The organism is Serratia sp. TSO36 (genome assembly GCF_057808395.1).
The window spans coordinates 62159-79715 of the sequence record NZ_JBJZOU010000012.1 but is presented as its reverse complement, the minus strand read 5'-3'; the positions used below and the strand labels follow the sequence as shown (position 1 = coordinate 79715).

Here is a 17557-nt window from a genome sequence, read left to right as displayed (position 1 = left end):
GTTGTTAAGCTGCTGTCTGTTCAGGCAAACCATCTGTCGGTTTGGGATAAATATCCGGTCGCAAGTCGTGAGGTGTAACTTGGAATTTTGTTGCTGCTGCCCATATCAAAACTGCCGGGCCACCCAACAAGCATTCCCCCGTTGCAACGCGACTTACATACCCTTGGGTTTTACCAACGAGCGCGGCGAATTCTTTCTGCTTCACGCCCGAATCTTTCAAAAAGGACTTTAAATCCATGATCGGCTCCTAGTGTCTATGGCTTACCCGAATATTAGTTTTAATAATATCCATGTGTCAATAGTAATGCGATTGGCTGATAATTAATTTTGCGAATAACATTGGCAATATGAGAAAAAAGACACTGCTTGACGCTGCTGAGATCGAGGCAGCAAGTCGCCTCAAGAGGATTTGGGACGAGAAAAAAATTACCCTGCGCCTTACCCAGGAGAAGGCGGCGGACGCCCTTGGATTTAGCACACAGGCTACAGTTAGCCATTACCTGAACGGAAACATACCGCTAAATACAGATGCCACGTTGAAGTTTGCCGCTCTTCTTGGTGTTAAACCGGAGGATATCCGCCCCGACCTGGCTGAAATGATGAATTACGTCAGGAAATCAGGATCTCATACCGAGGATTACGCGGCCCCTGGCTGGAGATTACTTAAGCCTGAATATTCAGAACTCATAGACCTGTATGAGCGTCTACCGCAAAGCGAGAAAGATCGGCATTTATCTGAATTAAAAGAAAAAACCAAAGGCTTTGATCGTCTATTCGAAGAACTTCTCGCAGCAAGAAAGCAGTAACCCCTCCAAATCCCGGACGTCCGGGATTTTTTTATCCTTATTTTTCAAACCCCTAACAAAAATATTATTTTTAGTATTATTTTTTCCTTGACCTTGAATATGCTCAAAACTAATATTCATTCCATCAACAGCGCACTAACCCTGCAGCGGTTGTTCAGAAATGTTCCGCCAGCCGGGCGATACGCGGCAAAGAATCCCAGAGGTAAACGTGCTGTGTTGTCACATTTAGCCCGGTTCGCCGGGCAGTTTTTTCACAGCAGGCAATGAATTAAGTGAGACCCTTCAGTGAGAACTGAAGCCCTCGAAAAGAGGGAACCCCGCGAGGAAAGACCGAGGGCAAGACCAGCCCTGACCTGACGGCCGGGAAAGACCGGCACCAAATTTTAGGCAGTAAAAAGCCCGCACGAGGCGGGCTGATTACCCCGAGTTTACATCTCGGGGAGATGGATGAAAGGGGACCAACCCAATCATCAGGTTGCGTAGGGGACCAACCCTACGCAGAGGAAAGACCAGCTGCTTGCGCTACTGATCAGCAAGCAGTATATCAGGAGTCGCTATGAAAGCACTACAGATACCCGTCACGCTGTTTATCCATGCAACAACCTTCCCACTGACCGAAGGATTCGCGGTTGCCACCGCTGATATGACGTCATTCCGTGGTTATGTCCTGCTGGAAACCCGCCAAATCCACATCGACGTTAACCAGCCTGAACCGATCGACATCATCGGGAAACAGGTTGAAGCGTTGCAGCTGGAAAAAGCCCGTCTGGCCGACGCCACTTACAAACGCATTGCCGAGATCGACGATCAGGTGCAGCAGCTGCTTTGCATTGAGCACTGCCCTATCGAAGCCGACGAACTCCCGTACTGAGGGCGCGGCCATGGATATCGAAATGGATAACCTGAAATCAGAGCTGGTGCTGTGGTATGGAGTCGATCCAGCAAGCCAGCGCGATCAGTTCGAAGCCGCGGCGACGCACGGCTATTCCGACGAGGCGATCGAGGTTTTCACCTACATCGACGGCAACGCCGCCGACACCCGCGACCGCCTGCTGATGGCCGTAATGATGGCGACGCCTGACACCCTGCAGCAGCGCCAGCGTGAGCTTTACAGCTGGTATTGCGACAACGTGAAAGCCGTAGCGCGCGAGAAGTTTTAACCCACCCCGGCGCCTGACCAGCGCCGTTTTAGCAGAGGAAAGACCAAGAATGCCTATCTACATTTCACTTTTTGAGCCTAAGAAAAAGGCTCAGGTTAACGGCGCTGTGCCACTGGTGATCGCGTTGGAAGCGCCAAACAAGCGCGCGGCCGAAAGCATCGCCACCGGAAAACTGTATGAAGCCTACCCGGAGGGCGGCGACAACTTCTTCAATCCGAAAACTGTCGAAGACCAAACCGGCCACCCTCGCCCGGCTGTCGGTCAGTTCGATGAAAAGTTTGCTGCTGAGAACGTGTTCGACGGCAACGCGTGGACGCCAAAAGAGCCAGAGCCGGAATTGCCGGCCGGCCCGGTCGATTTGATGGCGCAGCCTGCAGATATTCGGATCGCCGCCGTCGTCATGTACTGCAACACCGAGATCGATAACCATCAACTGTCGATGGCTGCGGATTTCATCAACGATGAAGAAACCCCGGACGATACCGGCATGCGCGACCTGATCACTGGTCTGCAGTCGGTAAAAACGGTCGGTGCAATGTCACCCGAGGCGATTTTGCGGCTGGCGCAGGCTGTCATTCAGAGCTTTGGGGATGATATGCCGTCGCATGATGATGTTGTCGAGTTTGCTCAGGCTTGGGTGGATAATCCGCGCGACCGTGAAAACCTGACGCCAGCCAGCACCAGCACCAGCACCGACAATGCCGGCGGCGCGGCCGACTACAACACCCTGAGCATGCACACAGCACTGTCAATCATGGGCGTTAATCCTGCAGAAGCGAAGGCGGCTGACGTGAAGAACGCCAAAGAGATTATCGCCAACCGCGATAACGCCTGGCGCGCGTGGGACAAAACGCTGCGGGTGATCGTCGGCATTCTCAACGTCGAAACCGACCTGCGTCACGGCATCATTTCCGACGGCATGAAAAACCTAAAGCTGATCAGTGACGACGCCGAACGCCTGCACTTTGTGAAATCCCGTCTTGCTGGTCACCCTGCATGCGCCGAGCTGGCGAACTATGGCAAGGGCGACGAGAAGCCGGTCGAGGTGGCCAACCTCGGCGGCGGCCGCTTCTCTATCGAAGGTCTGATCGGCAGCGGTGAGCAGCATGCGGATCCAGACACGGCGCAATCTGCCGCCTCAAATCAGGGTGAAAAAACGGAAGTGGCGCAGCAGCAAGTTACCGACGCAGCGGCGGCGCAGGCCAAGCAGCAACTGGATCAGATGGGCTATGGCGTTTACGCCAACGCGCCAGCGGAGAAATCCCCGCAACTGCAGCAGGCGGAAGAAAACGCCGACCGTGCCGAAGCGCTGGCGCAGCAGCTGAAAGCCGATGATTTCCAGCAGCGCGCCGCGCAGGTTGAGCTGGTTATCGCTGAGCAATCGGCAGAGGATGGCGACAACCTCGGCATTTGGAACCGGGTTTATAAGACCGACGCCAAGTTTACCAAGGCATTCAGCAATAACGGCGGCGGCACATCGATCAACGGCACCTACATGGTGATGCAGGCCACCAAAGTATTCGGGCCGCAGGGCATTAACTGGGGGGTAGAAATCATCGAAGAGCGTTTCGATAACGGCGCTCCAATCATGCGACCGGTGAAGCAGCAGGACGGGAGCTTTATTCAAGAGATCATTCCGAACGGCGCCGGCGGTTATCTGTGTGAGGTAAACCACACCGTGAAAATCCGCCTGTGGTACAAGCACAGCGGTAAGACTGGCGAGGTGATCGCTTATGGCTGCACGCCATACGTTTACAAGAGCAAAAACGGGCCACTCAGCGACGGTGAAGCCCCGAAAAAGTCTCTCACAGACGCCACCAAAAAAGCCCTGTCACAACTCGGCTTCTCCGCCGACGTGTTCCTCGGCCTGTACGACGATCTGACCTACCGGCAGGAGAACGATGCAGAATTCGCGCTCAAGAACGCCAGCGAGAAGGCCGAAGGCGTAACCCGTATGCGTGAAGAGCTGGACGAGCATCTGGCGAAAGTGGCCGAGACACTCAAAGGCGCGGTTACGGCGAATGAAGCAACCAAGGTTCACGGTTCTGTCGCCCGTGAGATTGAAGCCCATCGCAAGGCCGCCGACGGCAAAGGCGATAAAGAGTTTGCCCAATATCTGGCTGGCCGACTGCGCCGACTGACCGCCCTGAAAGATGAACGCATCGCCGCACTGACCGAGGAGAAAGCATCATGAGCATTAACGCCATTGCATTAGCAGCTGATTACGCCAAGTTTCAGGAGCTGATCGAAACCTCCGACGATCTGACGCCGGAGATGATCGCCGACACGCTGGAGGGTATCGAGGGGGCGCTCGGCGACAAACTGGACGCGGCTTTTATCCACGTTCGTAATATCGAGGGGCAAGCCGACACGCTGGCGGCGGAAATCAAACGCCTGACCGACCGCAAAAAATCATTCGAGAACCGCGCCAAGTCGATCCGCAAGTATGTGCTGGCGTGCCTGCTGGCCAGCGGCCAGGGCTCCATTAAAACCACCGCAAATACGTTCACGGCGCGCAAAGGCTCTGCCAACGTGGTGGTCGACAATGCCGACCTGCTACCGGATGAACTGGTGACTGTGCAAACCGTGGTAGCGCCGGACAAGAAAGCCATCAAAGAGGCGATCGAAAACGGCGTGGAGGTCAAAGGCGCGCATATCGAAATCGGCGAGCCATCGCTGCAGGTGCGGTAATCACCCGGCCCCGGCAACGGGGCCAATACTGAGGATCTCCCATGCTGAGAATGTACCTGGCCAAAGGCGATGCGGTGCACGTGACCTTCCCCGACGGAACCACCGGAATCATTGAGGCCGAGAGCCGCGGTGAGCTGGCTTTCCATTTCCCGCAGTCTGTACGCCTGACGCGCGAGAAAGAGGCCTTTAAAAAACCGATTACGCCAAATCAGAAATAACCACTGCCGCCATGTTTGCATTGTTGGAAACCACACAACGGGGAACAGCAATGCAACCATGGCAACCAGGCGCCCGCCTACTCTCTGATTTCGATATCAAGATTGGCCGGCTGTCTGCCAGCGTCAGAAAAGCGACGCTGGGCGATGACGATATCACCCGGGCGTGTCGTGTGACCGACGACGTAATCGCCCGCATAACGGGGAAAGACCATGAGCACCAACAACAACGAACTGATGACCGACGAGGAGCTGATCGAGATGACCGGGTATAAATATCCGTCAAAGCAATGCGAGGCGCTCGCCCGCGCTGGCATATCTTTCATCAAACGCCGGGACGGGCGCCCAAGGGTAACATGGGCTCACGTTAACGCGGCGCTATCCGGATGCCTGGCGCCGACCGTCACGGAAGAGAACACGCCTAACTTTGATGCGATGTGAGGGATCATGGCAGGTAAAAGGAAAAATGCAGCAGACAACGCGTTGCCAAAGCGCGTTTACCGCGGCAAAACACAATACGAGTTTCATCCGGCCGGTGGCGGCTCAATCTCGCTTTGCGCATTGGATTCGCCGCTGTCGCTGGTATGGGCGAGGTTTGAGGAAGAAAACGCCGGCGCACAGAAAAAGCGAACCTTCAATTTTCTGGTTGAAGACTTTTTTGGATCAGCTGATTTCGCCAACCTGAGCACTGAAACGCAGAAGGACTACCGAAAGTATTCAGACAAGGTGCTACCGGTGTTCGGGAAAATGCTACCTGATGAGATCAAGCCGCAGCACATCCGCCAATACATGGACAAGCGCGGCGTAAAGAGCACCACCCAGGCGAATCGCGAAAAATCATTCATGTCTCGCGTGTTCAGATGGGCATACGAGCGCGGCATGGTAAAGATGAATCCGTGCAAGGGCGTGAAGCAGTTCAAAGAAAATGAGCGGGAACGGTATATCACCGATCAGGAATATAGCGCGCTGTATTCGGTTTCCCCGCCCCTCGTACAGGCAGCGATGGAGCTGGCTTATCTTTGCTGCGCCCGACAAGGCGATCTGCTGACTTTGTCAAAATCTCAGCTGTTGCCGGAGGGGATTTTTATCAAGCAGGGAAAAACAGGCAAGAAACAGATCAAGGCATGGACTGCCCGACTTAAATCGGCGGTTAACCTCGCCGCCAGCCTGCCGCTAAAGGATGGCGTGGTGAGCATGTACGTTCTACACCAGCCTCGAGGGCACCGATATACGCGGGATGGTTTTAATAGCCGCTGGCAGGCCGCCAGGGAGCGAGCTGCCGCCGAGTTCCCGGAGCTGAGTTTTGATTTCACTTTCCATGATCTTAAAGCCAAAGGCATTTCTGATCTGGAGGGATCACTCACCGAGAAGCAGGCGATCTCAGGACACAAGAGCATCAGCCAAACAGCAAGATACGACAGAAAAACCAAGATTGTGCCGGTGGTCGGCGGGCAGTAATTATTCAGTGCGCGCGCATAGGGTAGAAACGATGTTAGGAACGATGTTAGGAATGGGGGTACAGAAACAAAAAAACCGCCTCTCGGCGGTCTACGACATTACTACTTATTGCTTTGATTATTCGGTATTTTCGTTCCCTGGTACCCGGGGCGGGACTTGAACCCGCACAGCCATAAGCCGAGGGATTTTAAATCCCTTGTGTCTACCGATTTCACCACCCGGGCTCGGGAAAGTTGGAGGCGCGTTCCGGAGTCGAACCGGACTGGACGGATTTGCAATCCGCTACATAACCGCTTTGTTAACGCGCCTTTATTCTGTTTGCCTTTTCAGGCCAAAGCCGGTGATTCACCCACTTCGTTTTGTTCTTTTGATCGGCGATGTTGAAATCGCTTATCTTAATCATCTGATTCTTAAGTAATTTATTTCGTTACCGCCGAATCGATGGACTGCATTATGGACTAAACCCCCCACCTTGGCAACCCCCCGAAATAGCAAAAAGTTCTCTAACGCTTTCAACTGCTTATTTTGTGGGCGCACTGTTCACAATGCCAACGGAAAGGCAAGCGGAATGTTGATTTTATATGCATCGGTTCAGGGATTCACGGGCAAATCGGATCTTTTTTCTCAGCAGGAATCGCTTACCCGCGCCCTCTGCGGCTTTTCACTTGCTTATGGTGATGGGATATCAGGCATAACATTATCATGAATCTCCGGTGCCGCTGCCCCGAACGGCCAACGCAACTGCAAGGCTGGAAACTGACTTCAGATTGTACACCGTACGGCGCCCAATCAAATGTGCCTGATTGCACCATGCAACGGATGCATCCTGGGGTATGAAAACGACAGGAGATATAGTGGCAATAATCGAGGTAGCAGGATGAAGAAGGGTTTCACCGGACGGCAAAGGAATAGAAAACGAAAAAGTGGCCGAAGCCCCTTTTCGCTTACCTGCCGAATCACGGGGATTCAACAGGATAATGTTTGGAGCGGGAAACGAGGCTCGAACTCGCGACCTCAACCTTGGCAAGGTTGCGCTCTACCAACTGAGCTATTCCCGCATTACCAGAACTGACTGATTTATTTGCTATCTTTCGGCAATTCATCGTTGTCGTCTGATGCGATGCATTCTACTTGCCTGACGTGATGAGTCAATAAAATTGTTGGCTCATCACGATCGTTTGCCGATTTTTGCAGCGTATCGATCACGGTTCCAGCAGATCGTTGCGCGCCGCTTTCAAATATTGGAACATCGACCAGAAAGTCAGCACCGCCGCGATATACAGCAAGCCAATCGCCACATACTCTACGGAGCGATCCGGCCGCCACAGCAAACCCACCAGCGACATCATCTGCGCCATGGTTTTCACTTTGCCGATCCAGGATACCGCCACGCTGCTGCGCTTGCCAATTTCCGCCATCCACTCGCGCAGCGACGAAATGATGATTTCACGGGCGATCATGGTGGCCGCCGGCAGCGTGATCCACCAGCTGTGGTAGTGCTCCGCCACCAGCACCAGCGCCACCGCCACCATCACTTTGTCTGCGACCGGATCCAAAAACGCCCCGAAGCGCGTCGTTTGTTTCCAGCGGCGTGCCAGAAAGCCGTCAAACCAGTCGGTGACGGCGGCGAACACAAAGATAACGGCGCAAACCATCGGAGCCCAGTTGAACGGCAGATAAAACGCCAGCACAAAGAATGGGATCAGAACTACGCGAAACAGGGTAAGCCAAGTCGGTATATTCAATTGCATAATGCTACGGTAACTATCTGGCTAGAGTGGAAATTAAGAGTATGTTGCTACATTGCCCTCAGTGTTTCAATGCATTGTAGATCTTTTCTGCCAATGCTTGTGAAATACCCGGCACTTTTGCAATTTCCTCCACGCTGGCGTTCAACAAAGGTTGCAGTCCGCCCATATACTTCAACAGCACCTGGCGCCGTTTCGGCCCTACGCCTTCAATCAGCTCCAATGCGCTGGTATTTCTGACTTTCGCCCTTCTCTGCCGGTGGCCGGTAATCGCATGATTGTGCGAATCGTCGCGGATGTGTTGGATCACATGCAGCGCCGGCGAATCCGGCGGCAGCGAAATCCCCTCGCCTTCCGGCACGAAGAACAACGTTTCCAATCCGGCCTTGCGATCGGCGCCTTTGGCGATGCCAATCAGCAGCGGCTTATTCTTGTCCCAGGTGACGTTCAGCGATTTGAAGACGTCGATCGCCATGCCGAGCTGCCCTTTACCGCCGTCGATAAAGATGACATCCGGGATCTTTTTCTCTTCCAGCGCCTTGCCGTAACGGCGCTTCAGCACCTGCGTCATCGCCGCGTAGTCATCGCCGGGAGTGATGCCGCTGATATTGTAGCGCCGATACTCCGCTCGCACCGGGCCGTTACCGTCGAACACCACGCACGAAGCCACGGTCTGTTCGCCCATAGTGTGGCTGATATCAAAGCACTCCATGCGGTTGATTTCCGTCAGATTCAGCACCTTGGCCAATTCCGCCAGCCGCTGATGAATAGTCGACTGTTGCGAAAGCTTGGTGGTCAACGCCGTTGCCGCGTTGGTACGCGCCAGCTTCAGATAACGGGCGCGGTCGCCGCGCGGTTTGCTTTGAATTTGGATCTTGCGCCCCGCCAACTCGGAGAGCGACTCCGCGAGCAGGTCTTTTTCCGGCAGGCTGAAATCCAGCAGGATCTCACCGGGCAGCGTGCGCGCTTGGCTGCCCTGCAGATAGAACTGACCGACAAAGGTCTGCACCACTTCGCCCATATCCGTGCCGCCCGGCACTTTAGGGAAATAACTGCGGCTGCCCAGCACCTTGCCCTGACGGATGAACAGCACGTGCAGGCACGCCATACCGGCATCGAACGCCACGCCGATCACGTCCAGATCGTCGCTGTCGCCCGACACGAACTGCCGCTCAGTGACGCGGCGCACGGCCTGAATTTGATCGCGAATGCGCGCCGCCTCTTCGAAATTAAGCAGTTTGCTGGCTTCTTCCATACGCGCAATCAGCTGGTGCAATACCTGCTGATCTTTGCCCGAAAGAAACAGCCGTACGTAGTCCACCTGCTGCCGGTATTCTTCTTCGCTCACCAGGCCGGCAACACAAGGCCCCAGACAGCGGCCGATCTGATACTGCAGGCACGGGCGCGACCGGTTGCGATATACGCTGTTTTCGCACTGGCGGATCGGGAACAGCTTCTGCAGCAGCGCCAGCGTTTCGCGTACGGCGTAAGAGTTGGGAAAAGGCCCGAAATATTCGCCCTTGGCGTGTTTGGCGCCGCGATGCACCGCCAAACGGGGATGGGTATCCGCACTGAGAAAAATCAGCGGGTAAGATTTATCGTCTCGCAAAAGAACATTATATCGCGGTTGGTACAATTTAATGTAGTTATGTTCCAACAGCAGCGCTTCCGTTTCGGTGTGGGTAACCGTTACGTCTATTTGCGCGATATTTTTAACCAGCGTCTCGGTTTTACGGCTACTGACCTGCTGCCGAAAATAGCTGGCGAGACGCTTTTTCAGGTCTTTGGCTTTACCGACGTAGATCACCGTACCCGTGGCGTCGTACATACGGTAGACGCCGGGCTGGCTAGTGACGGTACTCAGGAAGGCTTTGGCATCAAAACGGTCATTCACTGCTTAACAACGTCTCCGCATTGAACAATCCATGTCGGATGGCCAGGTGAGTCAATTCGACGTCGCCGCTGATATTCAGTTTGCTGAACATGCGGTAACGGTAGCTGTTCACCGTTTTCGGGCTGAGACTCAGTTGCTCCGAGATCTCATTCACCTTTTTGCCTTTGGTGATCATCAACATGATCTGTAACTCGCGTTCAGACAGGCAGCTGAACGGCGTTTCAGCCTGCGGCTCCAGCTGACTCAGGGCCATCTGCTGGGCGATATCAGACGCGATATAGCGCTGCCCCGCATGCACGGAACGCAAGGCGTTAATCACTTCCTGCGGCGCGGCGCCCTTGCTCAGGTAACCGGCGGCACCCGCCTGCATCACCTTCGCGGGCAAAGGATTTTCAGTATGGATGGTCAACATGATGACTTTGACGTCGGGTGCATAACGCACAATCTTGCGCGTGGCTTCCAGCCCGCCAATGCCCGGCATATTCATGTCCATCAGCACGATATCGACAGCGTTGCCACGGCACCATTTTACGGCGTCTTCACCGCACTGAGCCTCACCGACAACTTTTATACCTTTGATATCTTCAAGAATGCGTCGTATCCCTGCGCGCACCAGTTCGTGGTCATCAACAAGAAGAACGCTAATCAAGGAAAAATCTCCAAAAAAAGGGAGTAACGCAATCGGCCTCTGTTTTCGCCAGAGATATTACTTGTTTTTCAGACAAGAATGAACACAGATTAATACATACTTTCGAATAACTTTGCGGAGCAGAGCTGATTTTTCAATTTTAGCCGTCTATGCCGCCGATAAATCGTCACGTTGGAAAAGATCGGACGACGAAAATAATTGCGCGGCGCTGCACCAAACACAGGATAGCGCGGCAATCATGTTGCGCGTGAGAAATCTGTGTAAGCAATCGCGACATGCATAATATTAACACGGCCGTTGGCTGTTTGTAATCATTTGATATTTAAAGGCGTAACAAAATCCGCCGCCAACGTGGGTTTGGCAAGCCGCGTTCGAACTATTATTCTCGGCAAACGCCGGTAAAATCGGTGTTCCCCGCCCAAATAATTATAATCCCCCCCATTGTTCAACAATAACGTGCCGGACAAATACTTGTTAACCACCTCGAAATAACTGGCCGACAGCGGATGATTCAGCATGGCAATGAGCGAACGTTGCCCACCCGCATGACCGGAGCAAGCCCGGTGCAGATGACGGACGCATGCTATGCTATACTCCGCGCCCAGTTAAATTCGCCGCTGCGCGCGGGGCAACGTTTAGCCCGCGCGTGGTGTGCCAAAGCAGCTTGTATCAGGCTACGGCCTCAAAAAATCAGGAGAGAAAATGAGCAACGTTGATTTCACTACGTCTGCAAACCCGGAAATCTTGGCGACCGAGGTTGCCTGCCTCAAAGCTACGCTGACGCTGATCTTGAAGTCGATCGGCCAGGCCGACGCCGGGAAAGTCATCATCAACATGGAACGTTTCATCGCCCAGATTGAAGATCCTACCCAGGCGGAAATCTTCAAGAACAGCATTCAGCAAATCAAGCACGCTTACCGTCAGTAAGCGTTGCGTCCCAGACCCGCACTTCTTGTGGGTCTGCTTTTCACCGCGCTACGCCACACCCCATTGATCTTGCACGTGCTTTCGGGCAGTGTGTTGACTTTCCCCCACACCCGAGACCGTTATGGCCATCCTTGTCAAAGCGCTGATCGGCGCGCTGGTCGTGGTTCTGATCGGCCTATTGGCCAAAACGCGCAACTATTATATCGCCGGTTTAGTCCCGCTCTTTCCCACTTTCGCCCTGATTGCGCATTACATTGTCGGCAACGAGCGTTCCATTGCGGCGCTGAAAACCACGCTGATTTTTGGCATGTGGGCGGTGCTGCCCTACCTGGTGTATTTGATCTCGCTGTATTTCCTGATCAACAGTTTGCGGCTGTCGTTGGCTCTGGGGGCGGCGGTATTGTGCTGGATTGCGGCAGCGTGGCTACTCATTACGCTGTGGGGATGGTGGCAAGGGCGTTAACGCCCTTGCCAGGGCAGATTACGGTCGCCCCGCCTGCAAAACAAAGCCACGCTGCCGATCGCCGGCGATACGCAGATAGCGGCTTTCACCGGCGCGTAGCGTCATCGGTATACTGCCGCCGGTCTCACGCCAAATACACAGGTGATTCTCGATCATATCTTGCCCGATACTGACCGAAACATTGCCTGGCGGCACGCGAAACTCTGCTTTTTCTTTCGCCTCCAGCGAAGCGGCAAACTCCCCATTCACATAGACGCCGGTGCGGCAGCTGCCCGCCAGCATTCCGCTGTCGCGCACCACCACCACCGTGGCGTAAGGCGTATCCGGGATATTCTGATAGAGCATCAGACGGCTTGGGGGGGGCAACTCAGCCTGTTGCGGCGGCACGGCTTGGGTCGCACATCCCGTCAACAGTGCAGAGGCAAATAACAACGCGGCGTAATGCTTCATCCTTGGCTCCTGAAGAAAATAATGCTTATCGTAACAAGAGAATAGCTGTCTCCAGTAGCATTCATACCGCAGAGACGAAAAAATCGGATAACTTCCCACTCCTCCCACGAACCTGCAGGGATAAGAAGATTCTGCATTAAAGCCATTGAAATAAAGGCGATTCTTGCAGATTTAAAACTTGATCATGCCACGTTGGATATCTGCAGCAAAAGCGCCACTGACGTAACTGAAACCATCCTGCGTGACGTAAACCCGGGTATGGCCGGTCTCTGATAACACCGCCACCATATATCCCAGGGCGATCATTTCATGAGACGGAACGTTCATCGGAGTTAGGAATCCGCGGCTACGGCACCACTGATAAAAGCGAGTTCGCCCATATCCCAACACGGAGCCAACATCGGAGAGGTGCTTAAAAGTATCATAATCCTCTGATGGTGCAGGTAAACCGTCATGACTTTCAGGCGTTTTCTTTATCCCTGACAAAATAAACTCCTTTTTTGTAGCTGTCGCGAACGGTTATCCTTCCTCTGAACTGAATTTAAAAAATCCAAAATTAAAATGCAAATGAATTCCCTGTAACTAAAAATTCTCTTCTGGATAAAATCCGAAAATAAAACCCCATTAAAAAAACAGAAATAAAAAAATAGGGTATTAATACCGAGAATTAAATCCTTGGCATGGGTAAATATCCTAAATAAAGATAATATTCAAACCAGCTAAGAACATGCTTAGCCTGCATATTATTTCTCTACTCATAACGATGCAATGATGCTCGGATCCTTGCGGCAAAAAGAGAATGAATAAAACCAGCGCCACATCGGCCTACCCTCGCCATGAGGTCGCCGCTTCCTACAGACTTCACTCAATGCACCACATCCTCTCTCAAAGCGGCACTTCCTCAATCATACCTAAACAATAACCATTATCATTTCCAATTATTGCGCCAGTTTATTACACTTCCCTACCTCACCGGTTAGGAACATTCCTAGTCAGCGAGCCTCAGGATAGAGAAAGAGTTAGGGACACCATGAAGAATTGCCGTTGTTTGATTGCCTTGCCGTTATTGATGTTGACCGCCTGCACCCAATGGGAAAGGCCCGGCGCGGTTGAGAGTACCCGAAATGCCGAATATGCCGAATGCCGCAGTCGCGGCTACGAACGTTTTCCGCCGGACGTGGTGCGGGACGTGGAGTTCAGCTACGAAAACAAATACATTCCTTGCGAGAAAAATAAGAAAGACTGTCCATCGGGATACCGCTATGACAAGGAACCGTCGATTAAAACAGTGCAAACCGATCGTAATCAGTCCGCACGAGACGCCACCATCGAAGCCTGCATGTACGGCAAAGGCTGGCGAGAGAAAACCTACTATTGGCCGCAATGGTGATATAGCGGCGTTTGCCGGGTGCGGAATGCCCGCTAACCCATTCAGCCGTCGTCGTCATCGCCAAGCAGCCCCAGCGCAACCAACGTTTCCGCTCTGACCGGCGTTAAAGGCACACGCGGCGGCGGCAAAGGCCAGCCAAAAAGCTGCCTCGCCGCCGTCGCACAGACTTTACCCTGACATGCCCCCATGCCACAGCGGCTGCCCAGCTTGGCCGTGTGCCAATCCGGCTGATGACGCATCTGTTCCAGCATGACGTCTTCACAGCGGCACAGCAGCGTTTGTGGTTTGGCCAGCGAATCCAAACGCTCATCGAGAGCGAAGGCACTGGCCGCCGCCGTGGCGAAACGCTGCCATCGCCGCCGCTGCGCCGCCAGGCGATCCGCCTTTTCCCGTTGCCCGGTGGCAGCATAACCGGCAATGGCGCCCTCGGTGAGCGCCAATTCACTGCCGCCGATGCCGGTACATTCCCCGGCAGCAAAAATTTGCACTTGGCTGGTTTGCTGCCAATGATCCACCGCTACGGCGTCGTGTTCTATCCGACACCCCAGCAGCATCGCCAACTCAATGTTCGCCACCAGACCAAAACCGCAGGCCAACCTGTCGCAGGCGATCGTTCTTTCCCGCCCGCCGTTATTGACGCGCACCGCGGTTAAACGTTCTTGCCCCAACGCCGCCTGCACCCGGCTACCGGCACGGTAACGATGCGGCATCAGAGAAAGCGCCTGACGCAGCTTGCCTGGCCAACGCCACAGGCCGCCGGCGAACGCCGCCAACCGCCAAAGCGGCGCCTGCTCAGCCACCAGCACCACCTCGCCTCCGGCCTGTTTCACGCTGTTCGCCACCGCCAACAGCAGCGGCCCGCTGCCGGCTATCGCCACTCGTTCGCCGCGGATAGCCAGCCCTTGCTTGATTTGCGCCTGTAGACCACCGGCGCCGGTCACCCCCGGCAGCGTCCAGCCTGGGAACGGCAACAGAAGTTCACGCGCGCCATTGCATAGAATCAGCTTTTGATAGCGAATCACGCCGCAGCCTTCGGCGTCTTCATATGCCAATCGGTTAGCGCCACACTGCGCCACCAGCTTGCAACCGGGCTGCAGCGCAATATTTTCCTTCGTCGCCACCGCCTGCCGATAGCGGTTCGCCGTTTCAGGCAAAACCACTTGTGGCCCATCGCGCCAAATTTGCCCGCCGGGATGCGGATTATCATCAATCATTCGCACCTGGCCACCGCTTTCCGCCGCGGCCAGCGCCGCCGCCATGCCGGCCGGCCCGGCACCGACGATCAGCACCTCACAGTCTAAGTTACTCATCATCGCTCCTCTCAATGCGCATGCCGGCTTGGCACAGCGTTTGGCACGCCAGGCGACGCAGACCGTTAATGGTCACCCGGCACTCCTGACAAACGCCCATGCCGCAAAAGGGAGCGCGCGGTTGATGTGAAACAGACAACCGACAACGATCGTCGCCGCACAGGCTGAGCGCCGCAGCAACGCTGAGACCAACCGGCACCCGCCGGTGCTCGCCATCGATGCTCAACGTGATCGTGTTTTGTCTTTCATTCATACAGGCAGCTCCTCGGCGGCAAACGCCCGCGCCGCCAAATACGGGGAATCGTCAATCTCCGGCGTTTGCCGGCCGATCTGCGCAGCGATCAGCGCAGCGCTGCCGAGGGCGGTCGTGACGCCCAATCCCTCGTGCCCCAGTGCCAGCCACAGCCAGGAATGCCGTGGATGCGCGCCCAACAGCGGCAGCCCGTCGGCGGAGGCGGCGCGCAGCCCGGTCCAGCAGCGAATGATGTTCATCTGCGCCAGTGCGGGCAAGAAATGCTGCGCACGCGCAAGCATCGCCGCCAACAGCGGCATGTCCAACGCCGAATCGACGGCGCCGAACTGGCGAGAAGAACCGATCAGCCATTGCCCGGTGGGCCGTGCCTGCACATTGAATGCCACCGACGTGCCGTCGCTGGCATGCGCGCTGGCCCCATACCCCAACTCCACCAGTTGATGCCGCACCCGCGGCGGGTAGCGATCGGTGATCGCCAGATGGCCCTTTTTGGCGTACAGCAAAGTCTGCGGCAATAGGCCATTGGCCCCAAGGCCGCAGGCCAGGAGCACCACCGGCGCGGCCAGGCGCCTGCCGTCCGTCAGCCGCACGGCGCCCTCTTCCAGCGCTGCCGCTTCGCCGTGCACCACGTCGATTGCCGCACCACCGTCGGCCAACAGCCAGCGAGCCGCGAGCGGCGCATACAGAATGCCGTCGCCCGGCACCCGCAGCCCACCGGCCAGGCCGTGCCGCAGCATCGGCTCCATGGCGGCGATCTGTTCCGCCGTCAGCAATTCCGCGGCCACGCCCTGCTCCGCCAGCCGCCCCCGCTTTTGCTCAGCGATGGCCATTTCATCCGCTTTATCCGCCAGCCATAGCGTTCCGCAGCCACGCCAGGCACACGCTTGCGGCATGCGCCCCGTCACTTCACGCCATAACCGCAGCGAATAAGCGCTCAACGCCAGCTCGGCCGGATTATCGTCCATGCACACCAGATGCCCCATGCCGGCGGCGGTGGCGCCGGCGCGGCGATCGTCCACCACCGAGACGCGATAGCCTTCCCGCGCCAACCACCAGGCGCAGGCGGCGCCGATGATGCCGGCGCCGACCACGATGACATCGGCTCCCCGCTCGGCGCCCATCAGCGTATTCCCCAGACGAAGGGATCGCGTTCGTCGAGCAGCAGCTGGCTATCGGCGCACACGTAGGCCTGCCCGCGAATAAAGGGGGCAATGCGATCGCCGTTCCAACGATAATAGGCCTGGAATTCGCTGCCGATCACGCTGGCCTGCCGCCACTGCGTGTCCGGCGGCAGTTTGCCGTCCGCCGCCAGACACGCCAGTTTGGCGCTGGTGCCGGTGCCGCACGGGGAACGATCATAGGCTTTACCGGGGCACAGCACGAAGCTGCGGCTGTCGGCCTGCGGATCGTCACCGAACAGTTCGATATGGTCTATCGCTCCGCCGTCTTCACCGTGAATGCCCGCCTGTTCCAACGTCTGCCGCACCGCCCAGGTGAACGCGGTCAACGCCTCCAGATTTTGTTTATCGATGGACAACGGCGACTCGCCGATCAGGAAGAACCAGTTGCCGCCCCAGGCGATGTCACCGGTCACCGGCCCGTAACCCGCCACCTCAAGCCGCACCTGGCGGCGGTAACGATAAGCCGCCACGTTCTCTACCGTTACGCTGCCGTCCTCGTGCAGCGTGGCGTTTACCGGGCCGACCGGGGTTTCTATCAGATGGCGCCCGGCGTGGATGCGCCCCAGGTGCGCCAGCGAAGCGATCAGCCCGATAGTGCCGTGCCCGCACATGCCCAGATAGCCGCTGTTGTTAAAGAAGATCACCCCGGCGGTGGCCTGTGGCGAGCAGGGTCGGCACAGCAACGCCCCCACCAGCACGTCATTGCCGCGCGGTTCGAGCATCACCGCGCAGCGCCAATCATCATAATGTTGCGCGAAGCGCGCCCGCCGTTCCGCCATGCTGCCCACGCCGAGATCGGGAAAACCTTCCACGATCAGGCGGGTCGGCTCTCCGCCGGTATGAGAATCGATCGCCCGCAAAGCGGTGATATGCGCAGAAAGTGCCATCGGCGTCTCCTGAGTTAATGAGATGTTACCAATGGCGTTAGCCTGAACGAATGTGGGCTTAACGGCTTGATGCGT

At 55.8% G+C, this 17557-nt stretch carries 21 protein-coding genes and 3 tRNA genes; 11 read left to right on the top strand and 13 right to left on the bottom strand.

All coding sequences use genetic code 11. The annotated features are described in order from the left end of the window. Positions 1-4: 4 nt before the first annotated feature. On the bottom strand, positions 5-238 hold the full coding sequence (locus ACK3CV_RS09690) for a helix-turn-helix domain-containing protein (protein WP_072269162.1): 234 nt from the start codon (positions 236-238) through the stop codon (positions 5-7). 109 nt (positions 239-347) lie between these two features. Between ACK3CV_RS09690 and ACK3CV_RS09685 the strand changes: the two genes are divergently transcribed. From ACK3CV_RS09685 to ACK3CV_RS09650, 8 genes are all read left to right on the top strand, one after another. Further along, positions 348-806, top strand: coding sequence for a helix-turn-helix domain-containing protein (locus tag ACK3CV_RS09685; protein ID WP_060433357.1), 459 nt, complete (start codon positions 348-350; stop codon positions 804-806). Between the two features lie 556 nt (positions 807-1362). Beyond that, positions 1363-1677 carry a hypothetical protein gene (locus ACK3CV_RS09680; protein WP_060706621.1) on the top strand — a complete coding sequence of 105 codons (315 nt, stop codon included), beginning with the start codon at positions 1363-1365 and terminating at the stop codon, positions 1675-1677. Positions 1678-1687: 10 nt separating this feature from the next. Continuing rightward, a complete protein-coding gene (locus ACK3CV_RS09675; protein WP_047568258.1) occupies positions 1688-1966 on the top strand; it encodes a hypothetical protein in 279 nt (92 codons plus the stop codon). A 49-nt stretch (positions 1967-2015) separates the two neighbouring features. Beyond that, a complete protein-coding gene (locus tag ACK3CV_RS09670; RefSeq protein ID WP_489009831.1) occupies positions 2016-4160 on the top strand; it encodes a hypothetical protein in 2145 nt (714 codons plus the stop codon). After that, entirely contained in the window at positions 4157-4657 is a 501-nt protein-coding gene (locus ACK3CV_RS09665) for a siphovirus Gp157 family protein (protein WP_060450649.1), read from the top strand. Before ACK3CV_RS09670 ends, ACK3CV_RS09665 begins: the two co-directional genes overlap by 4 nt. A gap of 41 nt (positions 4658-4698) precedes the next feature. Beyond that, the gene (locus ACK3CV_RS09660) at positions 4699-4875 is read left to right on the top strand and encodes a hypothetical protein (protein ID WP_168166355.1); all 177 of its coding nucleotides are present in this window, start codon (positions 4699-4701) and stop codon (positions 4873-4875) included. A 210-nt stretch (positions 4876-5085) separates the two neighbouring features. Then, positions 5086-5313 (top strand): DUF4224 domain-containing protein, encoded by a 228-nt coding sequence (locus tag ACK3CV_RS09655; RefSeq protein ID WP_164096846.1) that lies wholly within the window; start codon positions 5086-5088, stop codon positions 5311-5313. Between the two features lie 6 nt (positions 5314-5319). Next, a complete protein-coding gene (locus ACK3CV_RS09650) occupies positions 5320-6330 on the top strand; it encodes a tyrosine-type recombinase/integrase (protein ID WP_489009830.1) in 1011 nt (336 codons plus the stop codon). Between the two features lie 138 nt (positions 6331-6468). Here ACK3CV_RS09650 and ACK3CV_RS09645 read toward each other — a convergent pair. The 6 genes from ACK3CV_RS09645 to uvrY all read right to left on the bottom strand — a co-directional run bounded on the left by ACK3CV_RS09645 (position 6469) and on the right by uvrY (position 10621). Next, positions 6469-6554: transfer RNA gene (locus ACK3CV_RS09645), tRNA-Leu, on the bottom strand. A 10-nt stretch (positions 6555-6564) separates the two neighbouring features. Further along, a tRNA-Cys gene (locus tag ACK3CV_RS09640) sits at positions 6565-6638 on the bottom strand. Positions 6639-7312: 674 nt separating this feature from the next. Continuing rightward, positions 7313-7388: transfer RNA gene (locus ACK3CV_RS09635), tRNA-Gly, on the bottom strand. A 144-nt stretch (positions 7389-7532) separates the two neighbouring features. Next, a complete protein-coding gene (pgsA, locus tag ACK3CV_RS09630; RefSeq protein WP_033637960.1) occupies positions 7533-8081 on the bottom strand; it encodes a CDP-diacylglycerol--glycerol-3-phosphate 3-phosphatidyltransferase in 549 nt (182 codons plus the stop codon). 58 nt (positions 8082-8139) lie between these two features. Beyond that, positions 8140-9972 carry an excinuclease ABC subunit UvrC gene (gene uvrC / locus ACK3CV_RS09625; RefSeq protein WP_033637959.1) on the bottom strand — a complete coding sequence of 611 codons (1833 nt, stop codon included), beginning with the start codon at positions 9970-9972 and terminating at the stop codon, positions 8140-8142. After that, the gene (uvrY, locus tag ACK3CV_RS09620; protein WP_004927947.1) at positions 9965-10621 is read right to left on the bottom strand and encodes a UvrY/SirA/GacA family response regulator transcription factor; all 657 of its coding nucleotides are present in this window, start codon (positions 10619-10621) and stop codon (positions 9965-9967) included. The genes uvrC and uvrY overlap by 8 nt, the downstream gene beginning before the upstream one ends. A gap of 702 nt (positions 10622-11323) precedes the next feature. Here uvrY and ACK3CV_RS09615 point away from each other — a divergent pair. Both ACK3CV_RS09615 and ACK3CV_RS09610 read left to right on the top strand, forming a co-directional pair. Continuing rightward, on the top strand, positions 11324-11548 hold the full coding sequence (locus ACK3CV_RS09615; RefSeq protein ID WP_004927950.1) for a DUF2594 family protein: 225 nt from the start codon (positions 11324-11326) through the stop codon (positions 11546-11548). A gap of 121 nt (positions 11549-11669) precedes the next feature. Beyond that, entirely contained in the window at positions 11670-12011 is a 342-nt protein-coding gene (locus ACK3CV_RS09610; RefSeq protein WP_033637958.1) for a GlpM family protein, read from the top strand. 18 nt (positions 12012-12029) lie between these two features. Here ACK3CV_RS09610 and ACK3CV_RS09605 read toward each other — a convergent pair whose 3' ends face one another. Together ACK3CV_RS09605 and ACK3CV_RS09600 are read right to left on the bottom strand one after the other, a co-directional pair. Beyond that, complete coding sequence (locus ACK3CV_RS09605) at positions 12030-12461, bottom strand: hypothetical protein (protein ID WP_047568120.1); 432 nt, start codon at positions 12459-12461, stop codon at positions 12030-12032. A gap of 171 nt (positions 12462-12632) precedes the next feature. Further along, the gene (locus tag ACK3CV_RS09600; protein ID WP_033637956.1) at positions 12633-12947 is read right to left on the bottom strand and encodes a hypothetical protein; all 315 of its coding nucleotides are present in this window, start codon (positions 12945-12947) and stop codon (positions 12633-12635) included. A 544-nt stretch (positions 12948-13491) separates the two neighbouring features. Between ACK3CV_RS09600 and ACK3CV_RS09595 the strand changes: the two genes are divergently transcribed. After that, positions 13492-13851, top strand: a complete 360-nt coding sequence (locus ACK3CV_RS09595; protein WP_033637955.1) for a hypothetical protein — start codon at positions 13492-13494, stop codon at positions 13849-13851. 41 nt (positions 13852-13892) lie between these two features. Here ACK3CV_RS09595 and ACK3CV_RS09590 read toward each other — a convergent pair whose 3' ends face one another. The 4 genes from ACK3CV_RS09590 to ACK3CV_RS09575 are packed head-to-tail and all read right to left on the bottom strand — an operon-like array spanning position 13893 to position 17482. Then, positions 13893-15161 carry an NAD(P)/FAD-dependent oxidoreductase gene (locus ACK3CV_RS09590; protein WP_033637954.1) on the bottom strand — a complete coding sequence of 423 codons (1269 nt, stop codon included), beginning with the start codon at positions 15159-15161 and terminating at the stop codon, positions 13893-13895. Continuing rightward, complete coding sequence (locus ACK3CV_RS09585; RefSeq protein ID WP_033637952.1) at positions 15154-15414, bottom strand: (2Fe-2S)-binding protein; 261 nt, start codon at positions 15412-15414, stop codon at positions 15154-15156. The genes ACK3CV_RS09590 and ACK3CV_RS09585 overlap by 8 nt, the downstream gene beginning before the upstream one ends. After that, entirely contained in the window at positions 15411-16535 is a 1125-nt protein-coding gene (locus ACK3CV_RS09580) for an NAD(P)/FAD-dependent oxidoreductase (RefSeq protein ID WP_164140811.1), read from the bottom strand. Before ACK3CV_RS09580 ends, ACK3CV_RS09585 begins: the two co-directional genes overlap by 4 nt. Beyond that, on the bottom strand, positions 16535-17482 hold the full coding sequence (locus ACK3CV_RS09575) for a 4-hydroxyproline epimerase (RefSeq protein WP_033637948.1): 948 nt from the start codon (positions 17480-17482) through the stop codon (positions 16535-16537). Before ACK3CV_RS09575 ends, ACK3CV_RS09580 begins: the two co-directional genes overlap by 1 nt. Between the last annotated feature and the right edge of the window lie 75 nt (positions 17483-17557).

What these genes read in the sequence shown, in the direction of transcription:
- ACK3CV_RS09650 (WP_489009830.1), top strand. Translation starts at nt 5,320, where the DNA reads ATGGCAGGTAAAAGGAAAAATGCAGCAGACAACGCGTTGCCAAAGCGC.
- ACK3CV_RS09580 (WP_164140811.1), bottom strand. Translation starts at nt 16,535, where the DNA reads ATGGGCGCCGAGCGGGGAGCCGATGTCATCGTGGTCGGCGCCGGCATC.
- ACK3CV_RS09655 (WP_164096846.1), top strand. Translation starts at nt 5,086, where the DNA reads ATGAGCACCAACAACAACGAACTGATGACCGACGAGGAGCTGATCGAG.
- ACK3CV_RS09610 (WP_033637958.1), top strand. Translation starts at nt 11,670, where the DNA reads ATGGCCATCCTTGTCAAAGCGCTGATCGGCGCGCTGGTCGTGGTTCTG.
- ACK3CV_RS09585 (WP_033637952.1), bottom strand. Translation starts at nt 15,414, where the DNA reads ATGAATGAAAGACAAAACACGATCACGTTGAGCATCGATGGCGAGCAC.
- ACK3CV_RS09605 (WP_047568120.1), bottom strand. Translation starts at nt 12,461, where the DNA reads ATGAAGCATTACGCCGCGTTGTTATTTGCCTCTGCACTGTTGACGGGA.
- ACK3CV_RS09665 (WP_060450649.1), top strand. Translation starts at nt 4,157, where the DNA reads ATGAGCATTAACGCCATTGCATTAGCAGCTGATTACGCCAAGTTTCAG.
- ACK3CV_RS09595 (WP_033637955.1), top strand. Translation starts at nt 13,492, where the DNA reads ATGAAGAATTGCCGTTGTTTGATTGCCTTGCCGTTATTGATGTTGACC.
- ACK3CV_RS09670 (WP_489009831.1), top strand. Translation starts at nt 2,016, where the DNA reads ATGCCTATCTACATTTCACTTTTTGAGCCTAAGAAAAAGGCTCAGGTT.
- ACK3CV_RS09685 (WP_060433357.1), top strand. Translation starts at nt 348, where the DNA reads ATGAGAAAAAAGACACTGCTTGACGCTGCTGAGATCGAGGCAGCAAGT.
- ACK3CV_RS09615 (WP_004927950.1), top strand. Translation starts at nt 11,324, where the DNA reads ATGAGCAACGTTGATTTCACTACGTCTGCAAACCCGGAAATCTTGGCG.
- ACK3CV_RS09675 (WP_047568258.1), top strand. Translation starts at nt 1,688, where the DNA reads ATGGATATCGAAATGGATAACCTGAAATCAGAGCTGGTGCTGTGGTAT.
- ACK3CV_RS09690 (WP_072269162.1), bottom strand. Translation starts at nt 238, where the DNA reads ATGGATTTAAAGTCCTTTTTGAAAGATTCGGGCGTGAAGCAGAAAGAA.
- ACK3CV_RS09590 (WP_033637954.1), bottom strand. Translation starts at nt 15,161, where the DNA reads ATGAGTAACTTAGACTGTGAGGTGCTGATCGTCGGTGCCGGGCCGGCC.
- ACK3CV_RS09660 (WP_168166355.1), top strand. Translation starts at nt 4,699, where the DNA reads ATGCTGAGAATGTACCTGGCCAAAGGCGATGCGGTGCACGTGACCTTC.
- pgsA (WP_033637960.1), bottom strand. Translation starts at nt 8,081, where the DNA reads ATGCAATTGAATATACCGACTTGGCTTACCCTGTTTCGCGTAGTTCTG.
- ACK3CV_RS09680 (WP_060706621.1), top strand. Translation starts at nt 1,363, where the DNA reads ATGAAAGCACTACAGATACCCGTCACGCTGTTTATCCATGCAACAACC.
- ACK3CV_RS09575 (WP_033637948.1), bottom strand. Translation starts at nt 17,482, where the DNA reads ATGGCACTTTCTGCGCATATCACCGCTTTGCGGGCGATCGATTCTCAT.